This is a genomic window from Luteibacter sp. SG786 (assembly GCF_011759605.1).
In the GTDB taxonomy this organism is placed as follows: domain Bacteria; phylum Pseudomonadota; class Gammaproteobacteria; order Xanthomonadales; family Rhodanobacteraceae; genus Luteibacter.
The window spans coordinates 137698-164023 of sequence record NZ_JAAOYX010000001.1; the positions used below are offsets into that span (position 1 = coordinate 137698).

At 63.5% G+C, this 26326-nt stretch carries 20 protein-coding genes; 11 read left to right on the forward strand and 9 right to left on the reverse strand.

Features of this window, described 5'->3' with window-relative positions:
* Position 1: 1 nt before the first annotated feature.
* From FHS47_RS00550 to FHS47_RS00570, 5 genes are all read left to right on the forward strand, one after another.
* Positions 2 to 1006, forward strand: coding sequence for an RHS repeat-associated core domain-containing protein (locus FHS47_RS00550; protein WP_167021852.1), 1005 nt, complete (start codon positions 2 to 4; stop codon positions 1004 to 1006).
* Positions 1003 to 1326 (forward strand): hypothetical protein, encoded by a 324-nt coding sequence (locus FHS47_RS00555; RefSeq protein ID WP_167021853.1) that lies wholly within the window; start codon positions 1003 to 1005, stop codon positions 1324 to 1326. Before FHS47_RS00550 ends, FHS47_RS00555 begins: the two co-directional genes overlap by 4 nt.
* A 135-nt stretch (positions 1327 to 1461) precedes the next feature.
* Complete coding sequence (locus FHS47_RS00560; protein ID WP_167021854.1) at positions 1462 to 2070, forward strand: hypothetical protein; 609 nt, start codon at positions 1462 to 1464, stop codon at positions 2068 to 2070.
* 26 nt (positions 2071 to 2096) lie between these two features.
* Positions 2097 to 2591, forward strand: a complete 495-nt coding sequence (locus tag FHS47_RS00565) for a hypothetical protein (RefSeq protein WP_167021855.1) — start codon at positions 2097 to 2099, stop codon at positions 2589 to 2591.
* Positions 2592 to 2739: 148 nt separating this feature from the next.
* Positions 2740 to 3042: a hypothetical protein gene (locus FHS47_RS00570; protein WP_167021856.1), complete on the forward strand. Its 303-nt coding sequence runs from the start codon at positions 2740 to 2742 to the stop codon at positions 3040 to 3042.
* A gap of 18 nt (positions 3043 to 3060) precedes the next feature.
* On the opposite strand, the gene FHS47_RS00575 is transcribed toward FHS47_RS00570, so the two are convergent.
* Together FHS47_RS00575 and FHS47_RS00580 are read right to left on the reverse strand one after the other, a co-directional pair.
* Positions 3061 to 4467, reverse strand: a complete 1407-nt coding sequence (locus FHS47_RS00575; RefSeq protein WP_167021857.1) for a sigma-54 dependent transcriptional regulator — start codon at positions 4465 to 4467, stop codon at positions 3061 to 3063.
* An 82-nt stretch (positions 4468 to 4549) separates the two neighbouring features.
* On the reverse strand, positions 4550 to 6190 hold the full coding sequence (locus FHS47_RS00580; RefSeq protein ID WP_208381712.1) for a HAMP domain-containing sensor histidine kinase: 1641 nt from the start codon (positions 6188 to 6190) through the stop codon (positions 4550 to 4552).
* A 255-nt stretch (positions 6191 to 6445) separates the two neighbouring features.
* On the opposite strand from FHS47_RS00580, the gene sucC reads away from it, so the two are divergent.
* The 4 genes from sucC (at position 6446) to FHS47_RS00600 (ending at position 13822) form a co-directional block, all read left to right on the forward strand.
* Positions 6446 to 7606 (forward strand): ADP-forming succinate--CoA ligase subunit beta, encoded by a 1161-nt coding sequence (gene sucC / locus FHS47_RS00585; RefSeq protein WP_167021859.1) that lies wholly within the window; start codon positions 6446 to 6448, stop codon positions 7604 to 7606.
* A 14-nt stretch (positions 7607 to 7620) separates the two neighbouring features.
* Positions 7621 to 8493, forward strand: a complete 873-nt coding sequence (gene sucD, locus FHS47_RS00590; protein WP_167021860.1) for a succinate--CoA ligase subunit alpha — start codon at positions 7621 to 7623, stop codon at positions 8491 to 8493.
* Between the two features lie 319 nt (positions 8494 to 8812).
* Positions 8813 to 10327: an N-acetylmuramoyl-L-alanine amidase gene (locus tag FHS47_RS00595; RefSeq protein ID WP_167021861.1), complete on the forward strand. Its 1515-nt coding sequence runs from the start codon at positions 8813 to 8815 to the stop codon at positions 10325 to 10327.
* A gap of 486 nt (positions 10328 to 10813) precedes the next feature.
* Positions 10814 to 13822: a TonB-dependent receptor gene (locus FHS47_RS00600; RefSeq protein ID WP_167021862.1), complete on the forward strand. Its 3009-nt coding sequence runs from the start codon at positions 10814 to 10816 to the stop codon at positions 13820 to 13822.
* A 123-nt stretch (positions 13823 to 13945) separates the two neighbouring features.
* Here the strand turns inward: FHS47_RS00600 and FHS47_RS00605 are convergent, their stop codons facing one another.
* The 7 genes from FHS47_RS00605 to FHS47_RS00635 are packed head-to-tail and all read right to left on the reverse strand — an operon-like array spanning position 13946 to position 21609.
* Entirely contained in the window at positions 13946 to 15070 is a 1125-nt protein-coding gene (locus tag FHS47_RS00605; protein ID WP_167021863.1) for an FAD-dependent oxidoreductase, read from the reverse strand.
* The gene (locus tag FHS47_RS00610; RefSeq protein WP_167021864.1) at positions 15067 to 16302 is read right to left on the reverse strand and encodes a cation:dicarboxylase symporter family transporter; all 1236 of its coding nucleotides are present in this window, start codon (positions 16300 to 16302) and stop codon (positions 15067 to 15069) included. The genes FHS47_RS00605 and FHS47_RS00610 overlap by 4 nt, the downstream gene beginning before the upstream one ends.
* Positions 16299 to 17060 carry a L,D-transpeptidase family protein gene (locus FHS47_RS00615; RefSeq protein WP_167021865.1) on the reverse strand — a complete coding sequence of 254 codons (762 nt, stop codon included), beginning with the start codon at positions 17058 to 17060 and terminating at the stop codon, positions 16299 to 16301. Before FHS47_RS00615 ends, FHS47_RS00610 begins: the two co-directional genes overlap by 4 nt.
* Before the next feature lie 19 nt (positions 17061 to 17079).
* Positions 17080 to 17928, reverse strand: a complete 849-nt coding sequence (locus FHS47_RS00620; protein WP_167021866.1) for a MurR/RpiR family transcriptional regulator — start codon at positions 17926 to 17928, stop codon at positions 17080 to 17082.
* 10 nt (positions 17929 to 17938) lie between these two features.
* On the reverse strand, positions 17939 to 19030 hold the full coding sequence (locus FHS47_RS00625; protein WP_167021867.1) for a dipeptide epimerase: 1092 nt from the start codon (positions 19028 to 19030) through the stop codon (positions 17939 to 17941).
* A 22-nt stretch (positions 19031 to 19052) separates the two neighbouring features.
* Positions 19053 to 20447 (reverse strand): SH3 domain-containing protein, encoded by a 1395-nt coding sequence (locus FHS47_RS00630; RefSeq protein WP_208381713.1) that lies wholly within the window; start codon positions 20445 to 20447, stop codon positions 19053 to 19055.
* Between the two features lie 13 nt (positions 20448 to 20460).
* On the reverse strand, positions 20461 to 21609 hold the full coding sequence (locus FHS47_RS00635) for a DUF819 family protein (protein WP_167021868.1): 1149 nt from the start codon (positions 21607 to 21609) through the stop codon (positions 20461 to 20463).
* Positions 21610 to 21786: 177 nt separating this feature from the next.
* On the opposite strand from FHS47_RS00635, the gene FHS47_RS00640 reads away from it, so the two are divergent.
* Together FHS47_RS00640 and FHS47_RS00645 are read left to right on the forward strand one after the other, a co-directional pair.
* Complete coding sequence (locus FHS47_RS00640; protein ID WP_167021869.1) at positions 21787 to 23277, forward strand: transglutaminase-like domain-containing protein; 1491 nt, start codon at positions 21787 to 21789, stop codon at positions 23275 to 23277.
* 42 nt (positions 23278 to 23319) lie between these two features.
* Positions 23320 to 26316, forward strand: coding sequence for a TonB-dependent receptor (locus FHS47_RS00645; RefSeq protein WP_167021870.1), 2997 nt, complete (start codon positions 23320 to 23322; stop codon positions 26314 to 26316).
* Positions 26317 to 26326 lie beyond the last annotated feature (10 nt).

Genomic DNA, 26326 nt, shown 5'->3' on the forward strand with positions numbered 1-26326 from the left:
AATGAACCGAGCGAAACAATCGACAGTCGAACTGGCAACCTCTACATGGAGCCAAAAGATTGCGCTCCTGTGGTGGATACTCATAGCTTCGTTCTATGTTCCGGGTGCGATCGCTAGGACGGTTACCTATTTCTATGTGGATCATCAGGGCACAGTACTGGCGACAGCCGATGCAAACGGCGTTGTAACCTCATCAACAGATTACAGGCCGTACGGAGTTCTCGCGCTGGGCGGAGGTTCGGAAAGTTTGGGATACACCGGGCATGTGAAGGACGATGATGTCGGCCTCATCTACATGCAGGCGCGATACTACGATCCGCAGATTGCACGATTTGTATCAGTGGATCCAGCCATCTACACCCCTGGTACGGTCTCGATGATGGGGCGGTTTGCATATGCCACGGACAATCCCTACAGATATATCGATCCGACCGGTAGGAGAAGCTGCAGCGGATCACTTGATCGATCGGAATGCATGAGCGACGGCTGGCTCGTCCCAGAGGAGAGAACATTTTACCAGCGAGTATCACTCTCGCAGGGTGATGACGGTTCAAATCATCGACCTGGCTGCGACACAGCGGAATGCGACGAAGTTAAGACTACTCGAGCCAATATTTTGCGTCAGCAAGGTGAGGCGCTTGAGGAAGCCGGTGCATTCGGTGCTCGCGAGGGAGCAATGATGCTTGCCGGAGGCGCCATCGGTAAAGTCCTTGGGCGCCTTGCAGGAGCTTTTGGTCTTGCCGAGCGCGTCGCAATCACGTTCGGTCGGAACGAAAACGCAGCATCGCACGCATTTCGCCACATTGAGGGTGTGGGTCTCTCTAGATCTGCCGTCCGCGATGTCGTGCTCGCAGACCTTAAGTCTGCTTCTCGAAACGTTGTTCCGGGGAAGCCCTACAATGGTATTGTGGAAGTGGAAGGGATGGAGCTGACCTACACGGCGTATCGTCTCCCTGATGGATCGATAAACGTCGGGCGCATCACTACGCCTGGAGCAGCGAAATGAGAACTTTAACAGCAGAAGAGCGCTCCCTCTTACTCTATCTGATGCGAAAAGCTGGCCTGCAGCGTCCAACTGATACTTGGTTGGATGAGCGTCGGGTCGAGGATTTGCGGGGTGACGGAGTCAGGTCTGGCTTTGTTCTCAACAAGCACGCCGATCGCGATTTCGATAATCTGGTTTCAGACGTCGATTTTACAGACGTGGATGGCATACACGTCCTTGCATCGCTATTTGTAGACAGGAACAACAATCCGTACGAAGTGGAAATCTGGAAGGTCGACGATACCCCCTTGCTTGTGCTTCCCGTGTTTCCGAACCCTTGATCCTCCATTTGTGCTCGCGGTGATGCCGGTCCACCACCTCGCAGAGGTATACGTATCCACTGACGATCTTCCGGAATTCGTCTTGAGTGTCGATGCAGTAAGGACTTAACTCCGGTGATCATCCGGAGCTGGCGCATGAAAACCGGGACTGCAGTGGCGCTGGTCCTTGCGGAGATGGTGGTCCTCGGCAATGCGAACGCTTTCGATCTCCCGCGGCCCGGTCCCCAAGTGTTGCGCAGGCAGCGGAAGATGACGCCGGCGATGCAAGCTTATGTGAATGCGTTGATCGATGCCCTCGACCGGTACCAAGAAGAGATCGATGCGCACAGCAACGACCCGCGCGCTTCAAGATGGCTCCCTTGGTCTGCGCGAGGATATCGGCTGCGAGCCGAAGGCATCGGATCCATGTACTTGCTCGTTCTCCACCCGAATGGGCCAGCCGTTGCCAGGTTCGCTATTGGTTATGATTCGGCCGCTCTGTCCTGTGTCGGAGCGATGGCGGAACGACGCTTGTTTTCCTTCGGGGGCCACTCGGCGATCTTCAAGAGTGAGTGTATCGATGGAACGATCGCATTTACCCCTGTAAGAACCTCGGACGAAGTGGGCTTCAGACAACACATCGAAGGGGGAGGGCGGCTGCTGGTTACGAGTGTCGACCCGTCCGGAGCATTTGACCTGTCAGGCGTTACGGTCCTGAGGGCGAAGCTGGACGCGGAGGCGCTTGGGATGCCGCCCGATGAATGACTGTAAAGGCACCAAGCTTCGACGACATGAGCATTGAGGACTGCATTGGCACAAGCGATATGCCTTATTGGCTGCGCGTCGCTCGCCTCGTTTTGCAACTTGCCGAACTCGGCCACCGCGGGCGATCGTCCCTATTGAAAATGGACGGTCTTCGTCAGCGGGGCAGGATATACACCGTACTGATTGACGGCGATCCCGATTCGGCCCCAGCGTTTCGGGAGGACTCGGCGCAGCTATGCGAGACGCTGGAAAGAGCGTTGAATGCCGTTCCGCTGCCTGTAGGGCTGTACTCGGCCAACACTCCTGATCCAGGTGCGATTGCCGGGCCTCTCGCACGGCTCGATGCCTTCGCGCGAACTGGCGCCGTGGTCAGTGTGAGGGTTGACCATGCCCGCGCACCGAAGCTCCTGCAAGTGCATGTGGGCTTTGGCGAAGCGTACTTCCATGTCGAGGGTAGCGAACTGCGACCTCTTCTGAAGCGAGCGATAACGTTTGCCGAAGCGCTGCGAACCTCTCCATGAGCATCTGGCTGCGAGGCGTGCGCTTCGGCACGGGCTTGGCACCTGCGTTGGCTGCGTGCCGCGACGAGCGTGCGCAGAGCACGTCGAGGTTTAACCGCTCAGTTGAGGTTTGCTCGTGAGACCGCTACGGCAGAATGAACGAGCGCTGTTGCAGCATCTAGCAAAAAAGGCCGATCTGCTCCTGCCGAACGATAGTTTGCTGGGCGAGATCATGGTGGAAGAACTCGACGATGGCGGCATGGGTAGCTACCTCATTGTCGATCCTCCGTTCGGCGGTCCCACGTTCCTTGCGAGCGAGGTGGAATTCACCGATTCGGACGGCACGAAGGCACTCGCTTCGCTCTACGTCGGCTCGGACGGCGTTCCCTGCGAAGTCGATATTTGGAAAGTGGACTTCTCGCCCCTGATCTCGTTATTGGACTTCGATGACGAAGAGTCACTCGGAACGTGACTCGACTGAGGCCATGCCTCAGTCGATCCCCAGCTTCTTCAACTTGTACCGCAACGCCCGGAACGTGATCCCCAGCTTCTTAGCCGTCGCCGTCTTGTTGTAGCGAGACTCTTCCAGCGCCTTGATGATCGTGTCGCGCTCGATGTTCGAGATGTAATCCTCGAGCGAGCCGTCGGCCGCGGGTACCGCACGTACGGCTGCTGGCTGTGCTGTGGCGGCAGCCAACAATACAGCTTCCGTGGCGGCCGCCGCCGATGGCGTCGCGGTGCGCTGCGGCAGCATGAGGTCGTCGGCCTCGATCGTATCGCCTTCGCACATGGCCATGGCGCGTTCGAGGATGTTCTCCAGTTCGCGCACGTTACCTGGGAAGTGATAAGCCTCCAGCGCCGCCAGCGCTTCCGGCTTGAGCTTCCCGGGCGCACCGCCGGACTCCGCCGCGAGCTGCCGCAGGATGAAATCGGCCAGGCGGGGCACGTCGCCGCGACGCTCGCGTAGCGGCGGCACGCGCAGTTCGATCACGTTGATGCGATAGAACAGGTCCTGACGGAACAGGCCTTGCTCCACGAGCGAGGCAAGGTTCTTGTGCGTGGCGGACAGGATGCGCACGTCTACGGGAATTTCATCGCGACCGCCGATCGGGCGCACCGCCTTTTCCTGGATGGCGCGCAACAGCTTCACCTGCATGTGCAGGGGCAGCTCGGCCACTTCGTCGAGGAACAGGGTGCCGCCTTGCGCCGCCTGGAACAGGCCTTCCTTGTCGGCATGCGCGCCGGTGAAGCTGCCCTTGCGGTGCCCGAAGAACTCGCTTTCCATCAGTTCAGACGGAATGGCACCGCAGTTCACCGGCACGAAGGCGCCGGCGGAGCGCGGGCCCATCTCGTGAATGAGGCGCGCTACCAGCTCCTTGCCCACGCCGGACTCGCCGGCGATGTAGACCGGTGCCTGGTTGCGGGCCAGCTTGGCGATCTTGCCGCGTACCTCGGTCATGGCGGGGGAGTCGCCGATGAGGCGATCCGCGCCGGGCCCCGACTTGCTGCCCGTTTCGGCCTTGCGTTCTTCCGAAAGCCGCAACGCGGTGCGCACGAGGCGGCGTAGCAGGTGGATGTCCACCGGCTTCGACACGAAGTCGAAGGCGCCGGCCTTCAAGGCGGTGACGGCGGCGTCGACATTGCCATAGGCCGTGATCATCGCCACCGGCATGTCCGGATATTGGGCAGCGATGAGTTCGATGATTTCCTGGCCGCTGCCGTCCGGCAGGCGCATGTCGGTGAAGCACAGGTCGTAGTGCCGCGAGGCCAGCACGCTCCGCGCTTCACTGACGCTCCCCACGGCGTCGACGTCGAGTTCCATTCGACCGAGAGTGATGGTCAGCAACTCGCGAATGTCCCGCTCGTCGTCGATGACCAGTACGGTCTGCTTGCTCATTGGGTCCGAAAGGTTCGGTTAATGGTGATCGGACACGTTATCGCAAACATCATGACCTCAGGAAGGGTTGGGTGGCGTGCCTTCACGCCCGCGCCGCCACGGGAGCCGCGGCGGCGGTGAGTGCGGGCGGCGTAAGGCTGATGCGGAAGCAACTGCCGCCGCCTGCCACGCGCACGTATTCGAGGGCGGCCTGGTTGGCCTCCGCCATCTGGCGGGCGAGGTAAAGTCCCAGGCCCGTGCCGTATTCGTGCGTTGTGAAGAACGGTTCGAAGATCTGCGCGGCCACTTTCGGCGGAATGCCGGGCCCCCGGTCGATCACCTCGAGAATGGGGATGCCGGCCTCCGAATGCCTGGCCACCAGCATCACCCGGGCCGGCTCGCCGGGCAGGCGGCCGTAACGCAGGGCGTTCTGTACGAGGTTCCAGATCACCTGCTGCAGGTGCTGGGGGTCGGCCACCGCGGCCACGGGCTCGCTGCCGGAAACGGCGCGGAGGATGTCCGAGCCCAGGTCGTTACCCTGGCGATACTCGGTCACGAAGTGGTGCACCCATTGGCCCAGGTCCAGGGTCTCGGGCCGCGAACGTTCCCGGCGGGAGAGCTGCAGGATGTTCTCGATGATCTCGTTGAGCCGCGAACAGTGGTTGTTGATGATCTCCACCATGCGCAGGTCGGTGTCGTTCATGTCGGTGGATTCGGCCAGCAGCTGCGCCGAGTAGTGGATCGCGGCGAGCGGATTGCGAATCTCGTGGGCAATGGAGGCCGACAGTCTGCCCAGCGAGCTCAGAGTCAGTTCTTCCGCCCGGCGCGACACCAGCGAGGTGTCGTCGAGGAAGATCAGCACATGCGAATCGTCGTTGGGTGCGAGGCGGGTGAAGCGGGGCACCACTTCGGGTGTGCCGTCGGCCAGCATGGTGGCGCTCTCGTCCAGCTTGCCCGAGGCACGCCAGTGATAGAGGCGTCGCGACAGCTCGGGCGCCAGGCTGCCCAGGTCGCGCTGGTCGGCAGAGGGATTACCCATCAACATCCAGGCCGACTCGTTGAGCTGATGGATGCGATTGCCTTCGTCCACCAGCAGCACGCCGGTCTTCATGCGCCGGATGATCAGCTCGTTGACCTGCGACAGGTTGGCGAGGTCGATGCCGCGCTGCTCGGCCAAGGCCTCGGAGGCGCGGATATTGCGTCCCAGCACGTAACACAGCGAGGCGCAGGCGAAGTAGGCCGCGCCGAACAGGCCGTATTCCGCGAGCTCCCTGTCGGAAGGATCGGTGGTCAGGTCGAACACCGAGTGGCCCAGCATGCCCAGGGTGGCCAGCGCGGCGAAGAACATGGACAGCCGGAATGGCAGCAGGAGCGCGCCGGTGGCGATGTTCACGGCCAGCATCATGGCCACGCCCATGCGCACGTCGTGCATGAGCACCAAGGCCATCAGCGCCGCCGCCACGTCGAGGGTGAGCCCGATCGACACGATCAGCACGGGCCGCTGAAGGCTCCGGCGGGTACGGGCGACCATCACCAGGGCGGCCAGCAGGTAGGCGAGGGCGAACACCCGGGCAATCACGGGCTCCGGCAGCGCCGGCCAGTTCAGGTGCTCCGGACGGAACGCCAAGGCGGTGTAAACGGCGGCCTGGCCCAGCCGGAAGTAGTTGAAAAAGAAGAGTTCGTGGCGCGCGGTGGTCTGGTTCGCGCGGGTTTGGGCGGCGATGGTCGACGCGGGCGTGGACACCTGGATGCTTCTCCGCCGGGGGCCCCCCGGGGCCCTGGATGGCCTCCAGTATAGGGGCGCCGGCCGTTGCGGCAAGCCGACTGCGTCGCACCGTGCGTGGGCGGATGGCTGGGCGCCCCTTTCCATCCGGGGCGCCTTGCGGGAAAATACGCGGCCGTATTGCGTGAAACAGCTCGCAATCGCTCCCCCCTCCCCGTGCAGGCCTCACGGCCGGCGCGCGTTCACACGTTTTCTCCCGTTCGCTCGAGGTATCGAATGAATTTCCACGAGTACCAGGCTAAAGAACTGTTCGCCAAGTACGGCATCGCCGTGCCGCCGGGCAAGACTGCCAACTCTCCCGACGCCGCCGTCGATGCCGCCAAGCACCTTGGCGGCACGCAGTGGATGGTGAAGGCCCAGATCCACGCAGGCGGTCGCGGCAAGGCCGGCGGCGTCAAGTTCTGCCGTAGCCTGGACGATGTCCGCGCCGCTGCCAAGGGCATGCTCGGCACGAACATGGAAACCTACCAGTCGGCCGGCCGTGCGCTGCCGGTGAACCTGGTGCTGGTTACCGACGCGACCGACATCGCGAAGGAACTCTACCTGTCGATCCTCACCGACCGCGACACCAAGTCGATCTCGTTCATCGCCTCGAAGCACGGCGGCGTCGACATCGAGCAGGTGGCGCACGACACGCCGGAAGACATCCACACCATCGTGGTGGATTACGTGGAAGGCCTGCAGCCGTACCAGTGCCGCGAGCTCGGCTTCAAGATGGATCTGAATCCGAAGCAGGTGAACCAGCTCGTCAAGATCATGCTGGGCCTGTACAAGCTCTTCAATGAGAAAGACCTCTCGCTGGTCGAGCTGAACCCGCTGGCGATCCTCGCCGACGGCAACCTCGCCGCCCTCGACGGCAAGGTGAACTCCGACGACAACGCCGAGTTCCGTCATCCTGACCTCGCCGCCATGCGCGACCTCACGCAGGAAGACGCCGCCGAAGCGGCTGCGGTCCAGCACAACCTCAACTACGTCACCATGGACGGTACGATCGGCTGCATGGTGAACGGTGCCGGCCTGGCGATGGCCACGATGGACGTGATCAAGCTGGCGGGCGGCGAGCCGGCCAACTTCCTCGACGTCGGCGGCGGCGCCACCAAGGAGCGCGTCACCGAGGCGTTCAAGCTCATCCTCTCGTCCGACAAGGTGAAGGCCATCCTGGTCAACATCTTCGGCGGCATCGTGCGCTGCGACCTGATCGCCGAAGGCATCATCGCTGCCGTGAAGGAAGTGGGCCTGAAGATTCCGGTGGTCGTGCGCCTGCAGGGCACCAATGTCGAGAAGGGCCGCGAACTGCTGGCCAACTCGGGCCTGGCGATCACGCCGGCCGACGATCTCAACGATGCGGCCCAGAAGGCCGTGGCCGCCGCGGCCTGAGGAGCGAAAGCAACATGAGCGTCCTGATCAACAAGAACACCAAGGTCCTCGTCCAGGGCTTCACCGGACAGCAGGGCACCTTCCACGCCGAACAGGCGATCGACTACGGCACCAAGATCGTCGGTGGCGTCACCCCGGGCAAGGGCGGTTCCGAGCACATCGGCCTGCCGGTCTTCAACACCGTGCGCGACGCCGTCGACCAGACGGGCGCCGACGCATCGGTGATCTTCGTGCCGCCGCCGTTCGCGGCCGATTCCATCCTCGAAGCCATCGCTGGCGGCATCAAGGTCATCGTGGCCATCACCGAGGGCATTCCGGTGCTCGACATGATGCGCGTGAAGAACGTGCTGAAGTCGCATCCGGACGTGGTGCTCGTCGGTCCGAACTGCCCCGGCGTCATCACCCCGGGCGAGTGCAAGATCGGCATCATGCCGGGTCACATCCACAAGCCGGGTAAGGTCGGCATCGTCTCCCGTTCGGGCACGCTCACGTATGAAGCAGTGTTCCAGACCACGAACGAAGGCCTGGGCCAGTCCACCTGTATCGGCATTGGCGGCGACCCGATCAACGGTCTGAACTTCATCGACTGCCTGAAGCTCTTCCAGGACGATCCGCAGACCGAAGGCATCATCATGGTCGGCGAAATCGGCGGAAGCGCCGAGGAAGATGCGGCCGAGTTCATCGGCCAGTACGTCAAGAAGCCCGTGGTGTCGTTCATCGCCGGCGCCTCGGCGCCTCCGGGCAAGCGCATGGGCCACGCCGGTGCGATTATCTCCGGCGGCAAGGGCACTGCGGCCGCGAAGTTCGCCGCGCTGGAAAAGGCGGGCGTGACCACGGTCAAGTCCCCGGCCGACCTCGGCAAGACCCTCGCAGGTCTGATGAAGTAAGCCTCGCCCACTTCGGTGTGCGTTGAAGAGCCGCGGCCTTCGGGCCGCGGCTTTTTTTGTTCGTGCGATTCAGGGTGTTCGCGCAACGCAGGTCTGGCTTTTGCAGGGACTCCCGCCATGTCCGAGGCAGCTTGTCGAGAGAGCTGGCGTGCTGTGGGTTATTTCCCGGAGCGGGTGAGTGGTTGATTGACGCAAGTGCGCGGGAAGTGGCGACTCATCCAAGCCCGTGCCGGCAAGGACGATGGGGGCGCCGCACTCCGCGGCGCTTCTCGGATCGACCATGTCGCAATCACTACGCAGGCGGATATTCCTATGTTTGATGCTCACCGCGGCCTACACGTGCACGCCTCAAGCGAGCGCGCAGGAGCTTCCGAAAAAGACAATCGTCGAAATGACGGAAGATGAGCGAGCAAACCTCGTCAGGGAAATGCAGCGCGCCGTCGACAATGCCATCATCGGAGCCCACTTCTTCAGCGAAGACCCGTTGCCGATCCACGTCGAGGTCAGCGTCGATCCGATGACCAATCTCGTACTTCTCAATGTTGATGAGCGACTTGGTCCCGACGCGTTGACGAGCGAGTTCGACGACTTTGCCGCGCATCTGAGCAGCGCACTATGGGGCCTGATGGAGCGGATCGACGGCGTGACCGGCATAGACTTCAGGTTTGGCGGGTTTGATGCCGATCACTGGCCGATTAATCGCCGTCCTGAAGCGTCTGCGAGGAGCCAGAGGCGCCGCCGCAATGTCGAGCGCAAACCCCTGGTAGTCCTATCGCCGGGGCACGGACTTTACTTTCACCACAAATATAAGGATTGGCGTGCTCAGCGCGAGCCCGCCAACGGTATCCTTGAGGATGACATCACGCCGGTGCTTTCCGGGCATCTCCTCTGGGAGTTACAGCGGGACAATGTCGACGTTAAGACCTTGCGCTACCAGGGCGATAGGCTTTCCCACAAACCTAGCGGCGAAGCATGGTGGCGTCTCGCCGCACGGTACCATCTTGAAAGGTCAGATGCCGACCTGACGGACATATGGCAATCGCAGGGTAAGGATAGCCCCCTGAAAGAGCGCAACGAAGACATTCGTAGTCGCCCTCTCTTCGCCAATCACATGAAGGCAGATGCACTGCTTCATATTCATACGAACGCAGATGCTAGCAGTGCAGCCAATGGGTTACGCACATACATCCATGGTCGGCCTGAAGACCACGAGCTTGCTTCGAAGGTTCTATGCAGTGCGCGAGAACTGATTCGTACGGATGATGATTTCAAGAGCTTTTCTGTGAGTCCGGTGCCGCATGTGGCCTCTTGGCACGCGGAAAACAAATTAGCCCAGATGCCATCGGTCATCGTGGAGGTTGGCTTCCACACCAGTCCCAAAGATGCCGAGTTTCTCAAAAAAAGAGAGTTTCAGGTGCTCGCGATGCGTGGTGTCGCAAAGGGTTATCGGCTCTATCGGAACAAGCTACCGTGCGAGGAATTCGCGATCAACCCAACCCAGCAGGTCCAGGGGCAGATAAATCGCGACACCCGGATGCCTTTCAGTTTCAAAGGAAACCCTCGCTTTCCGGTAAGGGTCTGGTCGACTCGGCTCGATTGCACTGGGATCGGCTGCCAAGAGCGGGAATATGAGCTGTCACGGCAGGAAGACATCGGGCGTCTGCAGATCAAATATATGTGTCGCAGTATTCAGTCGAGCCGGATACCAAATGACGAGGGCGCCGTGATCGAACTACAGGTCAAGGCTCGGGATTCCGACCGTGTGTACGCCAAGCCGGCCCTTTATCGCGTAGCCTGCCCAAAGAAGAACCAAATCGAGACAGGAAGGCATTGACGTCCCGTCGCTAGTAAGTCCTTCATGCTACGGCCCGGACCTAGGGGGGCGTCTGTCCTGATGGGCTTTGGAACGGATGCCGCGGGCTCTGGCCGGGCATCCGAACTTTTATCTCATTTCGGGTCGCGAGCCATCTAGACGTCCAAATGCTTGACACGGCCATATCGAACCGTGTTACGGTTGCGCACCGCAGCAAAAAACGAGGGGTCGTCATGCGTCACCCTGAACTCGTTGTTTTCTACCCCACGCGCGTGCGTCTCGCCGCCGTGCGATGTTGTTGTTGCCGCTGATCCAGCGGCGCTAGCGCTGTTCGGCTGCGCCGGGCACGGCGCACTTTCCTGATTCCGTTTCCAACCACCAACGCCTCGCAGGCGTGACGGGCGTTCACGTCCGTGCACCGGCAAGCCGCTGCGATCGATCCATCGCCCTCGCAAGGGGAAGGCGATGCGGTCGGGGCTTGCCCTTCTTCTACGATCAAGGGTTTCCATGAGCATGTTGTCGTTGCAGCGGTCATTGCTGGCCGTCGCGGTGTTTTCCGCGTTTTCAGGGGCCGTGCTGGCGCAGTCCACCACGGGATCCATCTATGGCCAGGTGCAGGCGTCCGAGGGTGATGTCGTTCGTGTGGTGAACGACACCGGACTCACGCGCGACGTTCCCATCGACGCGCGCGGTCGCTACTCGGTGGCGCAGCTCCCGCTGGGCACGTACACGGTGTCGGTGATCCATGCCGGTACGACGGTGCAGAGCAGGGAGAACGTCGCGTTGCGTGTGGGCTCCGGTGTCGAGGTGTCGTTTGCAGAGGGAGCGGTGCAGGACCTTGGCGGCGTGAGCGTGTCCGCGAATGCCTTGCCCGCCATCGACGTGTCGACCGTCGACTCGCGCACTGTGGTTACCTCGCAGCAGCTCGCGAAACTTCCGCTCGGACGCAATTCCGAAGCGATCGCCCTGCTGGCCCCCGGTGCCGTCAACAACAGTGGCAGCTACCTCAGTGCCACGGGCAATTCGCTGGTGAGTTTCGGCGGTTCGGCGGCGAGCGAGAACGCATACTACGTCAACGGATTCAACACGACCGATCCGCTGCGGGGCTTCGGTGGCATTTCGTTGCCTTACGGCGCCATCGAGCAGCAGGAGGTTTACACGGGTGGGTACAGCGCCCAATACGGCCGCTCCGACGGTGGCGTCATCAACGTCGTCGGCAAGCGCGGCACGAACGAGTGGCACGGCGGCGCGCAGATCATCTGGGAGCCGAACGGCCTGCGCGCCCGCGAGAAGGACAGTTACTACACCAACGGCCTTCCGCCGCAGCCGAAGGCGGGCAACCTTTATGCGCCCAACAGAGGCAACACGGTCACGTCCACGACGGCCAGCCTGTATGCCGGCGGACCGCTCATCAAAGACAAACTGTTTCTCTTTGCGGCGGCCGAGGTGGAAAGGCAGACGGGCGACACGATAAGCAACGTGACCTTGCCGCAGTCGCCGGACCGCTCGTACCGATATCAGCTGCCACGCTGGTACGCGAAGCTGGACTGGAATATCAACGACGCCAACATCCTCGAAGTGACCGGCGCATCCGACAAGTCGGAACGCTCGGGTACCATCTACGATTACGACTACTCCAACCGCCGGCGCGGAGAACGCCTATCCGGCGCGAATAACGAGAAGTTCGGCGGCGACGTCTACACGGCGAAGTACACGGGTTACCTGACCGACAGCCTCACCATCAGCGCGCAGTACGGAAAGATGCGTACGACGAACTATGTGGTGCCTTCGGGATACAACCCCGATGCCGTGTATATCGCGGGCCAGGATTTCCAGAATCCCGCCTACACCGGCGGCGTAGCGCGCGACAACGGGCAGACGGTCTCGTCGTTGGCGAATCCGAATCGCGGCAACGAGACGACGAACACGCGATTCGACATTCACTACACCCTGGGTGACCACACGATCACCGCGGGCATCGACAACCAGCAGGCACGGGCGCGCGACCAGGGCACGTCCAGTTCGGGTCCGGGCTATATCTGGACCTATGGACAGGGCGCACCCAATCTTCCCATTTCCACCGGCTTGGGCGTGGACGCGCCGGGGAACTATCCGGGCGGCGAAGCGGGCTATTACGTGATACGCGGCGTGTCGTCCAGCCTCGCCACGGTTCGGTCGAGCCAGCGGGCGCAATACATCGAAGATGCGTGGCAGGTCACCGACCGATGGCTGGTGACACTCGGCTTGCGCAACGACCAGTTCACCAACTACAACGCCGACAGCGAGGTGTACATCAAGCAGACGTCGCCGCAGTGGGCGCCGCGCCTCGGCTTCAGCTGGGACGTGAATGGCGACTCCACCTTCAAGGTGTATGGCAACGCCGGCCGGTATTACCTGGGGCTGCCGCTCAATCCCGCGCTCAACGCGGCGGGCGGGGCGCTATCCACGTCGCAATATTTCACATACACCGGTATCGCCGCCGATGGTCAGCCGACCGGGTTGACGGCAATCGCGCCCGGCGTGCCCGTATCGTCGAACAATTATTTCGGCCAGCTTCCGGACCCGAAGACCGTGGCCGCCAAGGGCATGAAAGCGGAAAACCAGGACGAGTACATCCTGGGCTTCACGAAGACGCTCGGCAGCGACTGGGTTTACGGCGCCAAGCTGACGTACCGGAAGCTGCGCAACGCCATCGACGACTATTGCGACATCGATCGCATCGTCGCGCGGGGGCAGGCCCTCGGCCTGGACATCGACACCAACCAGGTGAACAGTTGCTACCTGTTCAACCCAGGGCAGGCGAATACCTTCACGCTGCTGGACACCGCGGGTAATCACGTGGAAGTGCCGGTGAGCAATAAGGAGCTGGGTTTCCAGGGGCTGAAGCGCAAGTATTACAGCCTCGAACTGCTGCTGGAGCATCCGTTCGACGGCACCTGGTATGCGCGCGCCAGCTATGTCTTCTCGCGGAGCTACGGCAATACGGAAGGCCAGCTACGCTCCGATCTCAACCAGACGGCCGCATCCACCAGCGAGGACTGGGACAACGCGGAGATCATGGAGCACACCAACGGGCCGCAGAGCAACGATCACACGCACCAGTTCAAGGTGTTCGGCTATTGGCAGATTGCTCCGGAATGGCTGGCCTCGGCCAACGTCAGCCTGGTATCGGGGACTCCGCGGCATTGCCTGGGCTATTACGGGCCGGATCGCTCCGACCCGGCGGGCTATTCCGGCGACTATCACTACTGCGATGGCCTGCCGTCGCCGCCGGGCGAGCAGGGCCGGTTACCGTGGATACGCCAGATCGACCTCGGTGTGACGTGGCGCCCGTCGTTCGGCGACGGGAAACTGGCGTTCAATGCGAACGTGTTCAATCTGCTCAACGAGCGGCGCGCGTTGCAGAAGTACCCCTATTCAGAAGCAGGCCCCGGCCTGCCTGAACCGGCGTACGGCGTGATCACGGCGCGGCAGGAGCCGCGATATGGGCGTTTGAGCGTGTCGTACGATTTTTGACCGCGCCGAGAGCGCCTGCCGGGCAGGCGCTTGCTTCGTGTGGGAGCCGCTTCAGCGGCGATGGGTGCTTGCCGCACACTGGCCCGCTGCCGCGGGATCGCCGCTGAAGCGGCTCCCACAGGGTCATGGGCGCAGCCTTGCCGGGCTGAGCATCTCTTCCGTAATGCCATGGTCCAGCAAGTGCCAAGGTATCGGCTGCCCCAGGATCAGCGAGGCACAGGCTTCCGCCATGGCCGCACTGGTCTGGATGCCATAACCGCCCTGTGCCGCGAGCCAGAAGAAGCCCTCGGCATCGGGGGCGAAGCCGCCCACGAGGTCGCCGTCGGCGACGAAGCTGCGCAGGCCCGCCCATGTACGTGCCGGACGGTGGATCGTCATCGTCGTGGCTTCCTCGATGCGGTGGATGCCGAGCGCAATGTCGTATTCCTCGGGTTGCACGTCGTGCGGGTGCGTGGGGTCGGCATTGGCTGCCGAGCCCAGCAGCAGACCTGCGTCCGGTTTGAAGTAGAACGTTTCGTCGATATCCACGACGAACGGCCACGCGTCGGTGGCAACGCCTTCCGGCGCTGCGAAGGTGAACGCCGAACGTCGCCGTGGCTCCAGGCCGATGGGCTTCACGCCGGCGAGTCCGGCGAGGACGTCCGCCCAGGCGCCGGCAGCATTCACCACGACGGGTGCGCGCCATGCCTCGTTCAGTATCCAATGGCCGCCTTCGCGGCGGATCGCGTGCACGTCGGTGTCGACGTGCAGTGACACGCCGTTGGCCTTCGCGCCGCGCAGGAAACCCTGGTGCAGTTCGTTCACGTCGATATCGGCGGAGTCCGGCTCGAAGAACGCGACCTGTGCCGCTTCGGGACGAAGCACGGGCACGCGCTCGCGGACGGCCGAGCCGTTCAGCAGGGAAAGCGACGGCGTGTGTTGCCGCACCGCTTCGTATTCCGCTTTCACCCGTTCGGCCTGCGTGGTACCGCCGATGACCAGGGCGCCACGTGGTTGCAGGATCGGGTGGGTGGCGAAACCCGCCGGTGGCCGTTCCAGGAAGGGGCGCGTGGCGCGGCTGAGGGCGCGCACCTGCGGCGAGCCGTAGCTTTCACTGAAATGGGCAGCGGAGCGGCCGGTGGTATGAAAACCCGCGAACGACTCCCGTTCCAGCACGGCCACACGGGCATGTGGCGCGAGGAACCACGCCACCGACGCACCGGCGATACCGCCGCCGACCACGATCACGTCCAATGACTTCATGCTCATGCCTTGTCCCTGGACGATTGGGCCGCGACCACGCTGGTGGCGGCGAGGTCGGCGGTGACGTTACCCAACGTGGCGAGGGTGTCGGGAAGCGTGTCCACCGCCAGCATCAGGCCCAGCGGCCCGATGGGAAGCCCCATCGCCTGCGCCACGGGCACGTTGGTCGCGATGAACGTCACCTGGCCCGGCAGGCCCACCGAGCCGAGGCTGATCACCACCGCCAGCGCGGCACCCGCGGCAAGCTGCGCCGCGCCGAGGTCGATGCCCAGTGCCCATGCGATGAAGCACGACGACACGATGTACTGCACCGGGCTGGTGAGCCGGAACAGGGATACGGCCATCGGCAGCACTAGCGAGGTGACGGCGGTGGGATAACCCAGCCGCCTGTCCGCGCTCTCGATCATCGCGGGCAGCGACGCGAGCGAGGACTGCGTGCTCGCTGCCACCACCTGCGCGGGGGCGATTGCGGTGGCGAAGCGCACGAAGGGTTCGCGGCCCCAGACGCGCGCCACCACGAGCATCAATGCGGTGACCATGAGATACACGATGCATTCCACCAGGACATAGGCGCCCAGCGCACCGAGCATCTGCAACCCTGCGCGTGCGCATACGGAAAGGATGAGGGCGAAGACGCCGAACGGGGCGAGCAGCAGCACCCAGCGCACGACGACGATCATGGCGTCGGCGATGGCGCCGAAAAATTCCACGGCGAGTGCGCGCCGCTCGGGAGCGATGCGGGTGAGCGCGAAGCCGAGGAACATCGCGAAAACCACCAGGGGCAGCATGGCGCTTTGTGCCGCCGCCATGATCGCGTTGGTGGGAACGATGCCGGCGAGCCAGTCGCTCCAGCCAATGGGCGCAGTGGCGGCCAGATGGCCGGTGGCGGTGCCGAGGGCCATGCGCAGCGACTCGCTGCGCGGGAACAGCATGAACAGCTCCGGCGCGGCCATGGCCGCCACGGCGGCACCGAGCGCGAGCAGCAGCAGGAAGACCACGATGGCGCGTCGGGCGATGCGTCCGGACGCCGCGGCATCGGTCGCGGTGTTCGCGCCGACAACCACAAGCGAAAGCACCAGTGGCACCACGGTCATCTGCAATGCGCCGAGCCAGAGCTTGCCGAGCGGTTGCACCGCGTCGGCCACGCGCACGGCGGCGTCAGGTGCCCAGTGGGCCAGGGCTATACCGGCGGCGGCACCGAGTGCCAGGCCGAGAAGGATGCGTTGGGTGGCGGTCATAGGGCCGGCAGGTTCCAGGCTTCGCGCAGGCGCGCGTATTCGGTCTTGGGAAGCAGCACGAAGACGGGCTTCTTGCCGGGGTCCAGCCATCCGAGCAGGCGTTCCATGGTGCCATCGGTCATGGCGGTGCAGCCCACGGTGGGCGAGGTGGGCGACTTCCACAAATGGGCGAAGATGCAGCTACCCGCGCCCTTGCGTCCCTCGGGGTTGTGTTCGATCACGAAGCCGATGCGGTAGGCCCGGTCACCGTCGAAGTGGAGGTCGCGACGCATGGCCTCGGTGGCACCGGCGACCGCGTTCTTGCCGACTTTATCGGCGTCCACGATGCGGTTGTAGTACGGAGAGCGGTCCACATCCACGCAGTAATCCGTTGCCGTGAGGCCGCGATAAGGCATGGCGGTGGGGTTGCTTTCCGCGTAGCCGAACGCGGGCCCCACGCGGAACACGCCCGCGGGGCTGCGACCGTCGCCTTCCTTCTTCACGGGGCCGCCCTGTTCGGGAGGATGGAGGCCAATGCCCCACGCGCTGCCGCGTTTGCCGATCGTTACGTCGGCGGCAGAGCCTTCCTGTTTCCAGTGCGTGCCCTCGCGTACGTAGGTGCGTAAGGTACCGTGGTCCGCGTTCCATCCGTCCGTGGTCACCACGATCATCTGCCGCGACACGGACCATGCCGCTGGCGTTTCGAATGCCCCCGATGGCACGGTGGCGGCGAATGCCAGCAGTCCGAGGAAACGGGGAAGGAGGCTAGGCAATGGCATGGTGCGCTCCGGCAAGGATTCAGGGTGCGCCTAACATCTGGTGGATGCGGTCGAGGTTCTCCACCAGGCGGGCATGGCGGGCTTCGTCTCCCTCGCACAGATGCACGAACACGGTGTCGAGCAACTGCTGCACGGTGGATTGGTAGATCAGGGATTGCACATAGGACGCATCGTCGTGCGCGGCCACAGCCAGCGAGACGTCGGACAGCGCGCGCAGCGGGTTGGACGTGTGCCGCGTCACGGTGGCCACCCGGCCGCGATGCTCGCGGAAATAGCGGGCCAGCTTCACCAGCGCCGGATGCTTGCCGTGCTCGGAAAACACGATGAGAAGATCGCCCGGTGCGGACATGGCCACCTGGGCGGCCATGCGCCCGACATCCACGTGACGGATGGCGACGATGCCGAGCAGCGACAGGCGTGCCGCGAATCCGCGGGCGTGCAGTTCGTCTTCGCCCACGCCGATGAGGAACACCTTGCCCGCCGCGTCCAACGCGGCTACCAGCTCGCGCAGGGTGGCGGGATCGTTGATGAGGCGCGTGGCTTCCTCGGCCCGGGACTTCCGCTGCCAGAGGGTGGCGCCCAGCGCGTCGCCACCCTCGCGTTCCGCACGCGCCGGGGTGCCGTCGTCGGGTTCCTCGGTGCGACCGATGGCCTCGCCCACGGAGTATTTGAGGTCCGGATAACCGCGGAACCCGAGCTTCTGCGTGAACTTCACGACGCTGGACTGGCTGATGCCCAGCGCGCTCGCCAGTTGCTGCGAGGAATAGTCGCGGAGCAGCTGGGCATTCTCGAGGATGAAGTCGGCGATGCGCCGCTCCACCGCCGACATGCGGTCGCGCTCGGAACGGATCTTCACCAGCGGCGACATGGCGGCTCCTTCAGAGAGGTTCGAGACCGCGGATTTCGCGGATGCCGAGGCCCGGGGCCTCGCTGATGGAAATCTCGGATTCGTTGAAGTTCACACCTCCGTCCACCGGGTCGTAAGCACACAGGGAAGGGCCGTCCAGGTCGACCTTGGTGATCACGTCGGATTTGGCCACCGCCACGTGCACCGCCGCGGCCACGCTGATACTGGATTCGAGCATGCAGCCGATCATGCATTCGACGCCATAGAGCCCGGCGATGTCGGCGATGCGGATGGCATTGGAGATGCCGCCGGTCTTCATGAGCTTGATGTTGATGATGTCGGCGGCCCGCATGCGGATGAGGTCCATCACTTCGGCGGGGCCGAACACGCTTTCGTCCGCCATGATCGGCGTGTGCACGCGTTCGGTGACGTAGCGCATGCCTTCCAGGTCGCGAGCCTTCACCGGCTGTTCCACCAGCTCCAGGCGGACGCCTGCATCTTCCAGCGCATGCAACGCATAGACGGCTTCCTTGGCCGTCCAGCCCTGGTTGGCATCCAGGCGGAGCAGGGCGCGATCTTCCACCGCGGCGTAGATGGCGCGTACGCGCTCGATGTCCACGCCGATGTCCTTGCCCACCTTGATCTTGAGCGACTCGAAACCGCGCTCCACCGCCGCCACCGAATCGGCCACCATCTTGTCGATGTAGTCCACGCTGATGGTGATGTCGGTGGTGATGACGGGGTCGCCCCCGCCGAGCAGCTTGTACAGCGGTGCGTCGTAAAGCTGGCCCCAGAGGTCGTAGACGGCGATCTCCACCGCCGCCTTGGCGCTGGTGTTTTTCTCCATCGCCCCCTGCACCAGCTTGGTGATGCGGTTCAAGTCGGCGATGTCCTGGCCGATGAGGCGTGGCGCGATGTAATGGCGGATGGCATCCACGATGGAACCGTGGGTATCGCCGGTGATGACAGCCGTGGCAGGGGCTTCGCCGTAACCCACGCGTCCGTCGTCGGTGTGCACCATCACCACGATGTCTTCGACCTTGTCCACGGTGCGCAGTGCCGTCTTGAACGGGGTCTTCAGCGGTACGCGCAGCATGCCGAAGCGGATATCGGTGATTTTCATGGAGCCTCGTTGGGCAAAGTGATCAGCGGATGCGGACGATGCTGGTCATGATGTCGACGAACGATCTGTCGTGGCTCGACATCATCGGCAGGAGGGGCGTGACCGACACTTCGTTGAGCTTCACGTGACGGAGGCTGCCGTCGGCCTGGCGGTAGCTCATGCCGCCCACGTCGTGGATGACGTAGGGCTGGCCGTCGATCTTGCCGATGACCATCATCACGTGGCCGGGAATGTAGACGAGGTCGCCCACCTCCAGTGCCATCGCCGCCTTCAGCCGTGCGTCGTGGCCGTCCTTGTCGGTATAGAGCGTGTGCGCGAGGCCGGGGCTGATGCTCTGGTCGCGCGTGTTGCGCGGCATCTGCACGCCCATGCTGCGGTACACGTCCGATACGAAACCGCTGCAGTCGCGACCGTTGTAGGCATGTCCCCAGCCGTATCGCTCGCCGAGGAACTTGAACGCCTGGCGCACGATGTTGGCACGCGTGAGCGGGAGATAGTCCGGCGAGGAATCCTGGTTACGCTGGAGCAGCGCCGGATGGAACGACAAGGCGCCCCTGGCGTCGCGTACAGGCAGGCTGAGCACCCAGGATGCATACGGGCTCTGGCCGTTCACCGGTTGGTCGCCGGGTAGCGAAGTATCCAGCGGCACGCGGGTGCCCATGTCCAGCTGCAACTCGGAAACGGCAGGTGCCTCGGGCGTATAGACGGTGAGCGGCTTGGCCCCGGTGATCACGCGGTAGGGCGTGGCATCGGCATGCGCGAATACGGTGGCGGCGTCGCCATAGGCCACGTCGGCGGCGTTCACCCAGGCGGCGTAGCGCGGGCTCACCACGAATACCCACTTGCCGTCCTTGCTGGTGTGCACGGCCACCAGCGGATCGCCTGGGAAGAGCGTGCTTTCCTGGAAGCGGTCGATGTCGGTGTCGTCGGCGTCACGGAACACGCGCAGATCGGTGGGGTAGCCGCGCAGTGCACTGCGACGGACCGCCATGCCGTAGCGCGGTTCGACCTGTGCGGGGATCGCCTCGATCGCCGCGTTGGCCAGCACGTTGTCGATGGTCGTGGCCGCCACCGGTTTGCCTTGCACATCGAACAACGGCTTGCTCGGCTTGCTGGTGAGTTTCTCGATCCAACCCTTCACCTGGTCGCGCGGCAGCGCGGCTGGGAGGTGGCGGATATCGTGCATCGATGGGTCGAGCCGGGCGACACGTTCGTTCAGTGCCGCGATGGCGGCGCGATCGAGCACCGGTTTGTCGGCATCGGCGAGGCGAGCCACCCAGAAGTCGGGCGTGAGCTGCGCATCGGCGACGCCGATGACACCGGACGGCGGCACGGGCATGTCGGCTGCTGCGACCGGCGCCCCGCCGAGCGAGAGCGCGAGCAGGCTCGCAAGGAAGGTGGGGCGAAGCATTTTCATAGCGGGTACCTTGTCAGGAGGCCAACGCCGAAAGCACCGCGGCGACGACGAGACCGAATCCGGTCCCGAGGATATAACCGAGCAGGGCGAGCAGGATGCCCACCGGCACCAGTGACCGCGAATACGTGGCGGCCAGCACCGGCGTGGCGGCCACGCCGCCGATGTGCGCGAGTGAGGAAATTCCACACAGATACAGATCGAAGTGGAAGATGCGTGCCGCGATACAGAGCAATACCGCGTGCAACGCGATGACGGTGACCCCCGCAAGGAGATAGACCGGCGCGGCGGCGATGCCGGCAAAGCTGCTCTGCGAAGCCAGCACCGCCACCACCGAGATCAACAGGGCACTCGACACGGACTGCGCGCCCGGCAGGCGGGCGAGCCGCGTGTGCGCCGCGACGAGGCCGGCTACCGTGGCGATCAGGATAGTCCATGTCGTGGCCGACACCATGCTGCCGGCAGGCATGCGGGCGCCGATCCATGCAGAGATCGTGGACACCAGCACCGCGAGGCCGAGCCACAGCAGCACGCTGTCGCCCGTGGCGGGCGCGCGGGGCGCGGTCTCGGCCACGCTCATGTCGGCACTCGACGTGGCCCGGGTCCAGCGGTTGAAGGCGGGGGCGAGCCGCGCGACCGCGAACAGCACCACCACCCACATGGAATAGCAGAGCGCATCGGTCAGCAGGGTCGTCGCCAGCGACGTGTCCGACATGCCGATGGCCTGTTTCACGGCGATCATGTTCGCCGTGCCGCCCATCCAGCTGCCCGACAGCGACGCGAGCGGCATCCATCCGTTACCGGGCATCCAGTGACGGTAGAGGAGGAAGGTGAGGACGAAGGCCGTGAACAGGCTGATCGAGGTGCAGACAAACACCCCCAGAACGCGCGGCCCAAGTGCCAGGATGGCGCGCAGGTCGCAATTGATCATCAACAGGAAGAGCAGGGCGGGCACCATCCGCGCCACCAGCGTCTGCTGCGCCTCGTGGATCTCCGGCGTGGCCGTCCACAGCCCGGCCACCGACAGCGCCGTGACCATGAGGTAGGTGAGGACGATGGGCGGAAGGATGTCGAAGACCTTCCAGCCGTAGCGTCGTTCGATCGCTGGCCAGAACCCCGCCGCAAGCAGCATCACGGCCAGATAAGGCCAAACCGACTGGATCACGCGTCCCTCCCCGGGTGGTGTCGCGACGGTCGTCAGGAATATCTATTCCTAACGAATTAGCCTGAAGCATAAATTATTGACCGCGCTTTGCAAGCATGTTACACAGCGGTGAAGCACGTCCATCCACCACGGTTGCATCGGGGATACCGAACGGTGAAAGCGGCTCTACGAAACGCGATGCTATGCGCTGCCCTGGGGGCCGTGTTCCTCTCGCCGTCGGTGGGGGCGGAGTCGCGTAGCGATCCATCCACGACGTCGACGGCCGCTAACGACATCGTGGCGTCGATCGACGCCGGCCGCTTCCGGGAGGCGGAAGCCGCCATCGCCAAGGCGCTGTCCCGTCCGGACATCACGACGGAACAACGCGAAGCCCTCGCATTCCAGCGCGAGCGCATGCGCCGCATCCTCATCGATTTCACACTGGACGCCGACGCCGTCAAGGCGCGCCTGCGCAAGCAGATTCCCGACCTCACCGACGCGGAGTTCGCGAAGTGGGACCAGGCAGGGCTGCTCGAAAAGCAGGTGATCGACGGACGCACTCTCTATTTCAAGCGGTCGCCGGGCAACCTTTTCCGCCTCAGTGCCGAGGCCCGGGCGCGAAGAAAAGAGCAGACACCGTTCGACGACGGTCCGAACGAAGTGCTGAACGACCACCACCGTGCGGTACGTCAGGCCGCTCTGGCGGAGCATTCCAGCAGCGTGCTGCCGCGACGCGAGAGCGTGACGCAGATACTCACCGTAAAGGCCGATGCCGTGCCCGCGAGCGAAACCGTTCGCGCCTGGATTCCCTATCCGCGCGCGATCAAAGGACAGCAGGAAAACATCCGCCTCGTATCCAGCGATCCCGCCGGCGCCAGGATCGCGCCGGAGTCCGCCATGCAGCGCACCGCCTACCTCGAAAAGAAGGCTGTGGCCGGCAAGCCTACCGAGTTCTCGATCACCTACGAGCTGACACTCTACGCCCGTTATGTCGACATCGATCCGGCGAAGGTCGTGCGCGCTCCGATCACGCCGGAACTTGCGCCCTTCGTGGCGGAGCGGGCTCCGCATATCGTGTTCACGGATGCGATGCGTGCGTATTCGAAGCGCGCGGTAGGCGACGAAACCAACCCCTACCGCATCGCGCAGAAACTGTTCGCTGCCGTCGATACCATCCCATGGGCGGGAGCGCGCGAATATTCGACCCTTTCCAACATCGGCGATTACACGCTGCACGCCGGTCATGGCGACTGTGGCGAACAGACCCTGCTGCTGATCACCCTGCTCCGCCTCAACGGCATTCCGGCGCGCTGGCAGTCGGGCTGGATCTTCTCCGACGGCAAATACAACAACATCCACGACTGGGGCCAGGTGTATCTCGCCCCTTATGGGTGGGTACCGATGGACGTGACCTTCGGCCGCCTCGCGGCCGGCGCGAACGCAAAGCCGGGCGACGACACGCTCGAGTGGTTCTACCTCGGCGGCCTGGATGCCTATCGCGTCGCCTTCAACGACGATTTCTCGCAGCCGTTCGTACCGGCGAAGACCTTCTTCCGCTCGGAAACGGTCGATTCGCAGCGCGGCGAAGTCGAATGGAAGGGCGGCAACCTGTATTTCGACCAGTGGGACTACGACTTCCGTTGGCATCGTGTCGACACGCCGGAAGGGGCCGGCGACACGACGCGCTGACGGCTTAATACAACCCGATTGTCATCTTATGGGAGTGGGGAGATGGGGGAGATCAAGACGAACCGGCGCGTGTTGCGCCACGGTGCCTTGTGCATGGCGATCGGCCTCGGCCTTGCCGTTTCCGGCGCGGCCTTCGGCGCGAACACCGACGGTTCGATCGTCGGTCGGACCAAGGCGGGCGCCATCGTCACGGTGCGCGATCCCGGCACCGGTCTGACCCGCACGGTCACGGCCGACGCGGAAGGCAACTTCCGTTTTCCATTCCTGCCGGTCGGCCACTATCGGCTCGACAGCAGCGTGGACGGCAAGCCGGTGAGCACCACCACGGAAGTGAACGTCAGCCTCGGCAACGCCACCACGGTGAATCTGGTGGAGCGCGGCGACACCGGCACCACCCAGCTCGAGGGCGTGCAGGTGAGTGCCCCCGTGGTGATCAACGCGGTGGACGTCAGCTCCACGGAAATCGCGACGAACGTCAGCCGCGAGGAGATCCGCCGGTTGCCCGTGGACCAGAACGTACAAGCCGTGGCGCTGCTGGCACCGGGCGTGAACAAGGGCAACGCCGGTTTCGGCGGTATCTCCTTCGGCGGCTCGTCCGTGGCCGAGAACTCGTTCTACGTGAACGGCCTCAACGTGACCGACTTCTACAACCGCAACGGTTTCTCAGAAGCGCCGTTCGCCTTCTACCAGGAATTTCAGGTGAAGACCGGCGGGTACTCGGTGGAGTTCGGCCGCACCACCGGTGGCGTGGTCAACGCCGTCACCCGCTCGGGTACCAACGAGTTCAAGGCCGGCGCGGAGATGACCTTCGAGCCCAGCGCCTGGCAGGCCACCACGAAGAACCGCTACTGGGACGGCGAACGTTACATCACCTCGTCCGAGGACCATTACTCGCGCACGAAGATGAACGTGTATGCGTCCGGTCCGATCGTGAAGGACAAGCTGTTCTTCTTCGCCATGTACGAAGCGCGCGGCTACACGCCGCAGAACACGGACAACCAGGGCACGATCCTCACCCAGAACGATACGGATTCGGGTTTCTGGGGCACGAAGATCGACTGGCACATCAACGACAAGAACCTGCTTGAGTTCATGGCGTTCTCGGACAAGGACAAGAACGAGGCCTCTGTCTATCCGTACGACTATGCCACCCACACCAAGGGGCAGAAGAGCGACGTCATCACCAGCGATACCGGCGGAAGGAACTGGAACGGTACATTCACCAGCTACCTTGTCGACAACCTGTCGATGAAGCTTATGTATGGACGCAACGAGCGCGAAGCCTATACGCGTGGCCTTGCCGACGCCGAGTGCAATCCGGTTCGCATCGATGACAACTCCGACGCCCCGGACGTACCGCTGGGTTGCAGCTCCAGCACCATGGTGGAAAAACGCAACGACACGCGCAAGCAAGGCCGGGCCGATTTTGAGTGGACGCTCGGCGACCACCTTGTACGCTTTGGCTACGACCACGAGGTGGATACCTCGGAATACGACCGGCATTATCCTGGACCGGGTGAGTACTACTACAACATCGTGCACGCGGACGCGGGTTCGACCATCGAAAACGACGGTGTCATCCCGCCCGGTTACGACATGTACGTGCGCCAGCGGCGCTACAACATCGGCGGCACGTTCGAAACCTCGAACAACGCCTACTACGTCGAGGACAACTGGAACATCACGCCCGACTTCCTCCTGAACGTGGGCCTGCGCAGCGACTCCTTCGACAACAAGACGGCCGAGGGCAAGAGCTACATTAAGGTGGACAACATGATCGCACCGCGGCTCGGGTTCTCCTGGGACCTGAACGGCGACGGCAGGACGAAGATCTTCGGCAACCTGGGCCGCTACTACCTGCCGGTGGCCAACGTGATCAACATCAAGCAGGCCGGTGGCCTGCTGGACGAGCGCACGTTCTACACCTTCGAGGGTTACCAGTACCTGGAGCGCAACGGATCGCAGTACGCGGTGCCCATCCTCGGCCAGCAGATCGGCGCGGTGGACACGTCGCAGGGTAACGGCACCGTCGGCGATCTGCGGGCCGAAGTGGACAAGCACATGGACCCCGTCTACCAGGACGAGGCCATCCTGGGCTTCCAGCAGATGATCTCCGACAAGTGGTCGTGGGGTATCAGTGGCACCTACCGCAAGCTGCACGACGCCATCGACGACATGGAGATCAGCGCCACGCCCCAGTGCGGCGGTGACGGCTACATCGGCTACGTGATGGGAAATCCGGGTCGCAACGTCACGGTATATGGCGACACCAATTGCGACGGAACGCCCGACGGCTACATCACCATCGACACCGCCAAACAGGGCTGGGCGCTCTATGACGCCTCAGGTAACTACCTCGGCCAGCGCGGCTGGAAGAAGCCGCGCCGCACCTTCGGATCGCTGGAATTCCAGGTGGACCGGGCATGGGACGAGAAGTGGATGTTCAACGCCTCGTACGTGCTCTCCTGGAGCCGCGGCAATGCCGAAGGCCCGGTAAACTCGGATACGAACTTCGACGATACCGGCCGCACGGAGAACTTCGACGATCCGTGGGTGAACCTGTCGGGCGGTTACCTGCCCAACGATCACCGCCACCAGTTCAAGCTGCGCGGCACCTATGCGATCAACAGCCAGTGGCAGGTGGGTGCGGACGTGACCGCGCTCTCGGGCAGCCCCATCACCGCCTATGGCGTGGGCAATCCGTTCGACAAGACCTCGTATCACAGCTATTTCATCTGCGTGGAGAACTGTGCCGATCCGGTGTCCGAGAATCGCGTCTACGTCGAATCCTCGCGCGGCGCGAAGCGCACACCGTGGACCTTCAACCTCAACGCCAGCATCACCTACCTGCTGCCGCTGGATGAGAAGAACAACCTGCGCGTGAAGTTCGCGGTGTACAACCTGCTGAACCAGCAGCGCACCACCGGCGTCGACCAGGACCTGCAGACGTCGATCGGCAGCTACAGCAACACCTACCTGCAACCGACCCGCTTCCAGCCGCCGCGTTTCGGGCAGTTGACCGTGTCCATCGACTTCTGAGGAGATACGC

Bases quoted from the DNA above. Each gene is read 5' to 3' on its own strand.
- FHS47_RS00630 (WP_208381713.1), bottom strand. From the start codon at position 20,447: ATGAAAATGCTTCGCCCCACCTTCCTTGCGAGCCTGCTCGCGCTCTCG.
- FHS47_RS00565 (WP_167021855.1), top strand. From the start codon at position 2,097: ATGAGCATTGAGGACTGCATTGGCACAAGCGATATGCCTTATTGGCTG.
- FHS47_RS00625 (WP_167021867.1), bottom strand. From the start codon at position 19,030: ATGAAAATCACCGATATCCGCTTCGGCATGCTGCGCGTACCGCTGAAG.
- FHS47_RS00620 (WP_167021866.1), bottom strand. From the start codon at position 17,928: ATGTCGCCGCTGGTGAAGATCCGTTCCGAGCGCGACCGCATGTCGGCG.
- FHS47_RS00595 (WP_167021861.1), top strand. From the start codon at position 8,813: ATGCTCACCGCGGCCTACACGTGCACGCCTCAAGCGAGCGCGCAGGAG.
- FHS47_RS00600 (WP_167021862.1), top strand. From the start codon at position 10,814: ATGAGCATGTTGTCGTTGCAGCGGTCATTGCTGGCCGTCGCGGTGTTT.
- FHS47_RS00605 (WP_167021863.1), bottom strand. From the start codon at position 15,070: ATGAGCATGAAGTCATTGGACGTGATCGTGGTCGGCGGCGGTATCGCC.
- FHS47_RS00615 (WP_167021865.1), bottom strand. From the start codon at position 17,060: ATGCCATTGCCTAGCCTCCTTCCCCGTTTCCTCGGACTGCTGGCATTC.
- sucC (WP_167021859.1), top strand. From the start codon at position 6,446: ATGAATTTCCACGAGTACCAGGCTAAAGAACTGTTCGCCAAGTACGGC.
- FHS47_RS00645 (WP_167021870.1), top strand. From the start codon at position 23,320: ATGGGGGAGATCAAGACGAACCGGCGCGTGTTGCGCCACGGTGCCTTG.
- sucD (WP_167021860.1), top strand. From the start codon at position 7,621: ATGAGCGTCCTGATCAACAAGAACACCAAGGTCCTCGTCCAGGGCTTC.
- FHS47_RS00610 (WP_167021864.1), bottom strand. From the start codon at position 16,302: ATGACCGCCACCCAACGCATCCTTCTCGGCCTGGCACTCGGTGCCGCC.
- FHS47_RS00640 (WP_167021869.1), top strand. From the start codon at position 21,787: ATGCTATGCGCTGCCCTGGGGGCCGTGTTCCTCTCGCCGTCGGTGGGG.
- FHS47_RS00555 (WP_167021853.1), top strand. From the start codon at position 1,003: ATGAGAACTTTAACAGCAGAAGAGCGCTCCCTCTTACTCTATCTGATG.
- FHS47_RS00575 (WP_167021857.1), bottom strand. From the start codon at position 4,467: ATGAGCAAGCAGACCGTACTGGTCATCGACGACGAGCGGGACATTCGC.
- FHS47_RS00550 (WP_167021852.1), top strand. From the start codon at position 2: ATGAACCGAGCGAAACAATCGACAGTCGAACTGGCAACCTCTACATGG.
- FHS47_RS00560 (WP_167021854.1), top strand. From the start codon at position 1,462: ATGAAAACCGGGACTGCAGTGGCGCTGGTCCTTGCGGAGATGGTGGTC.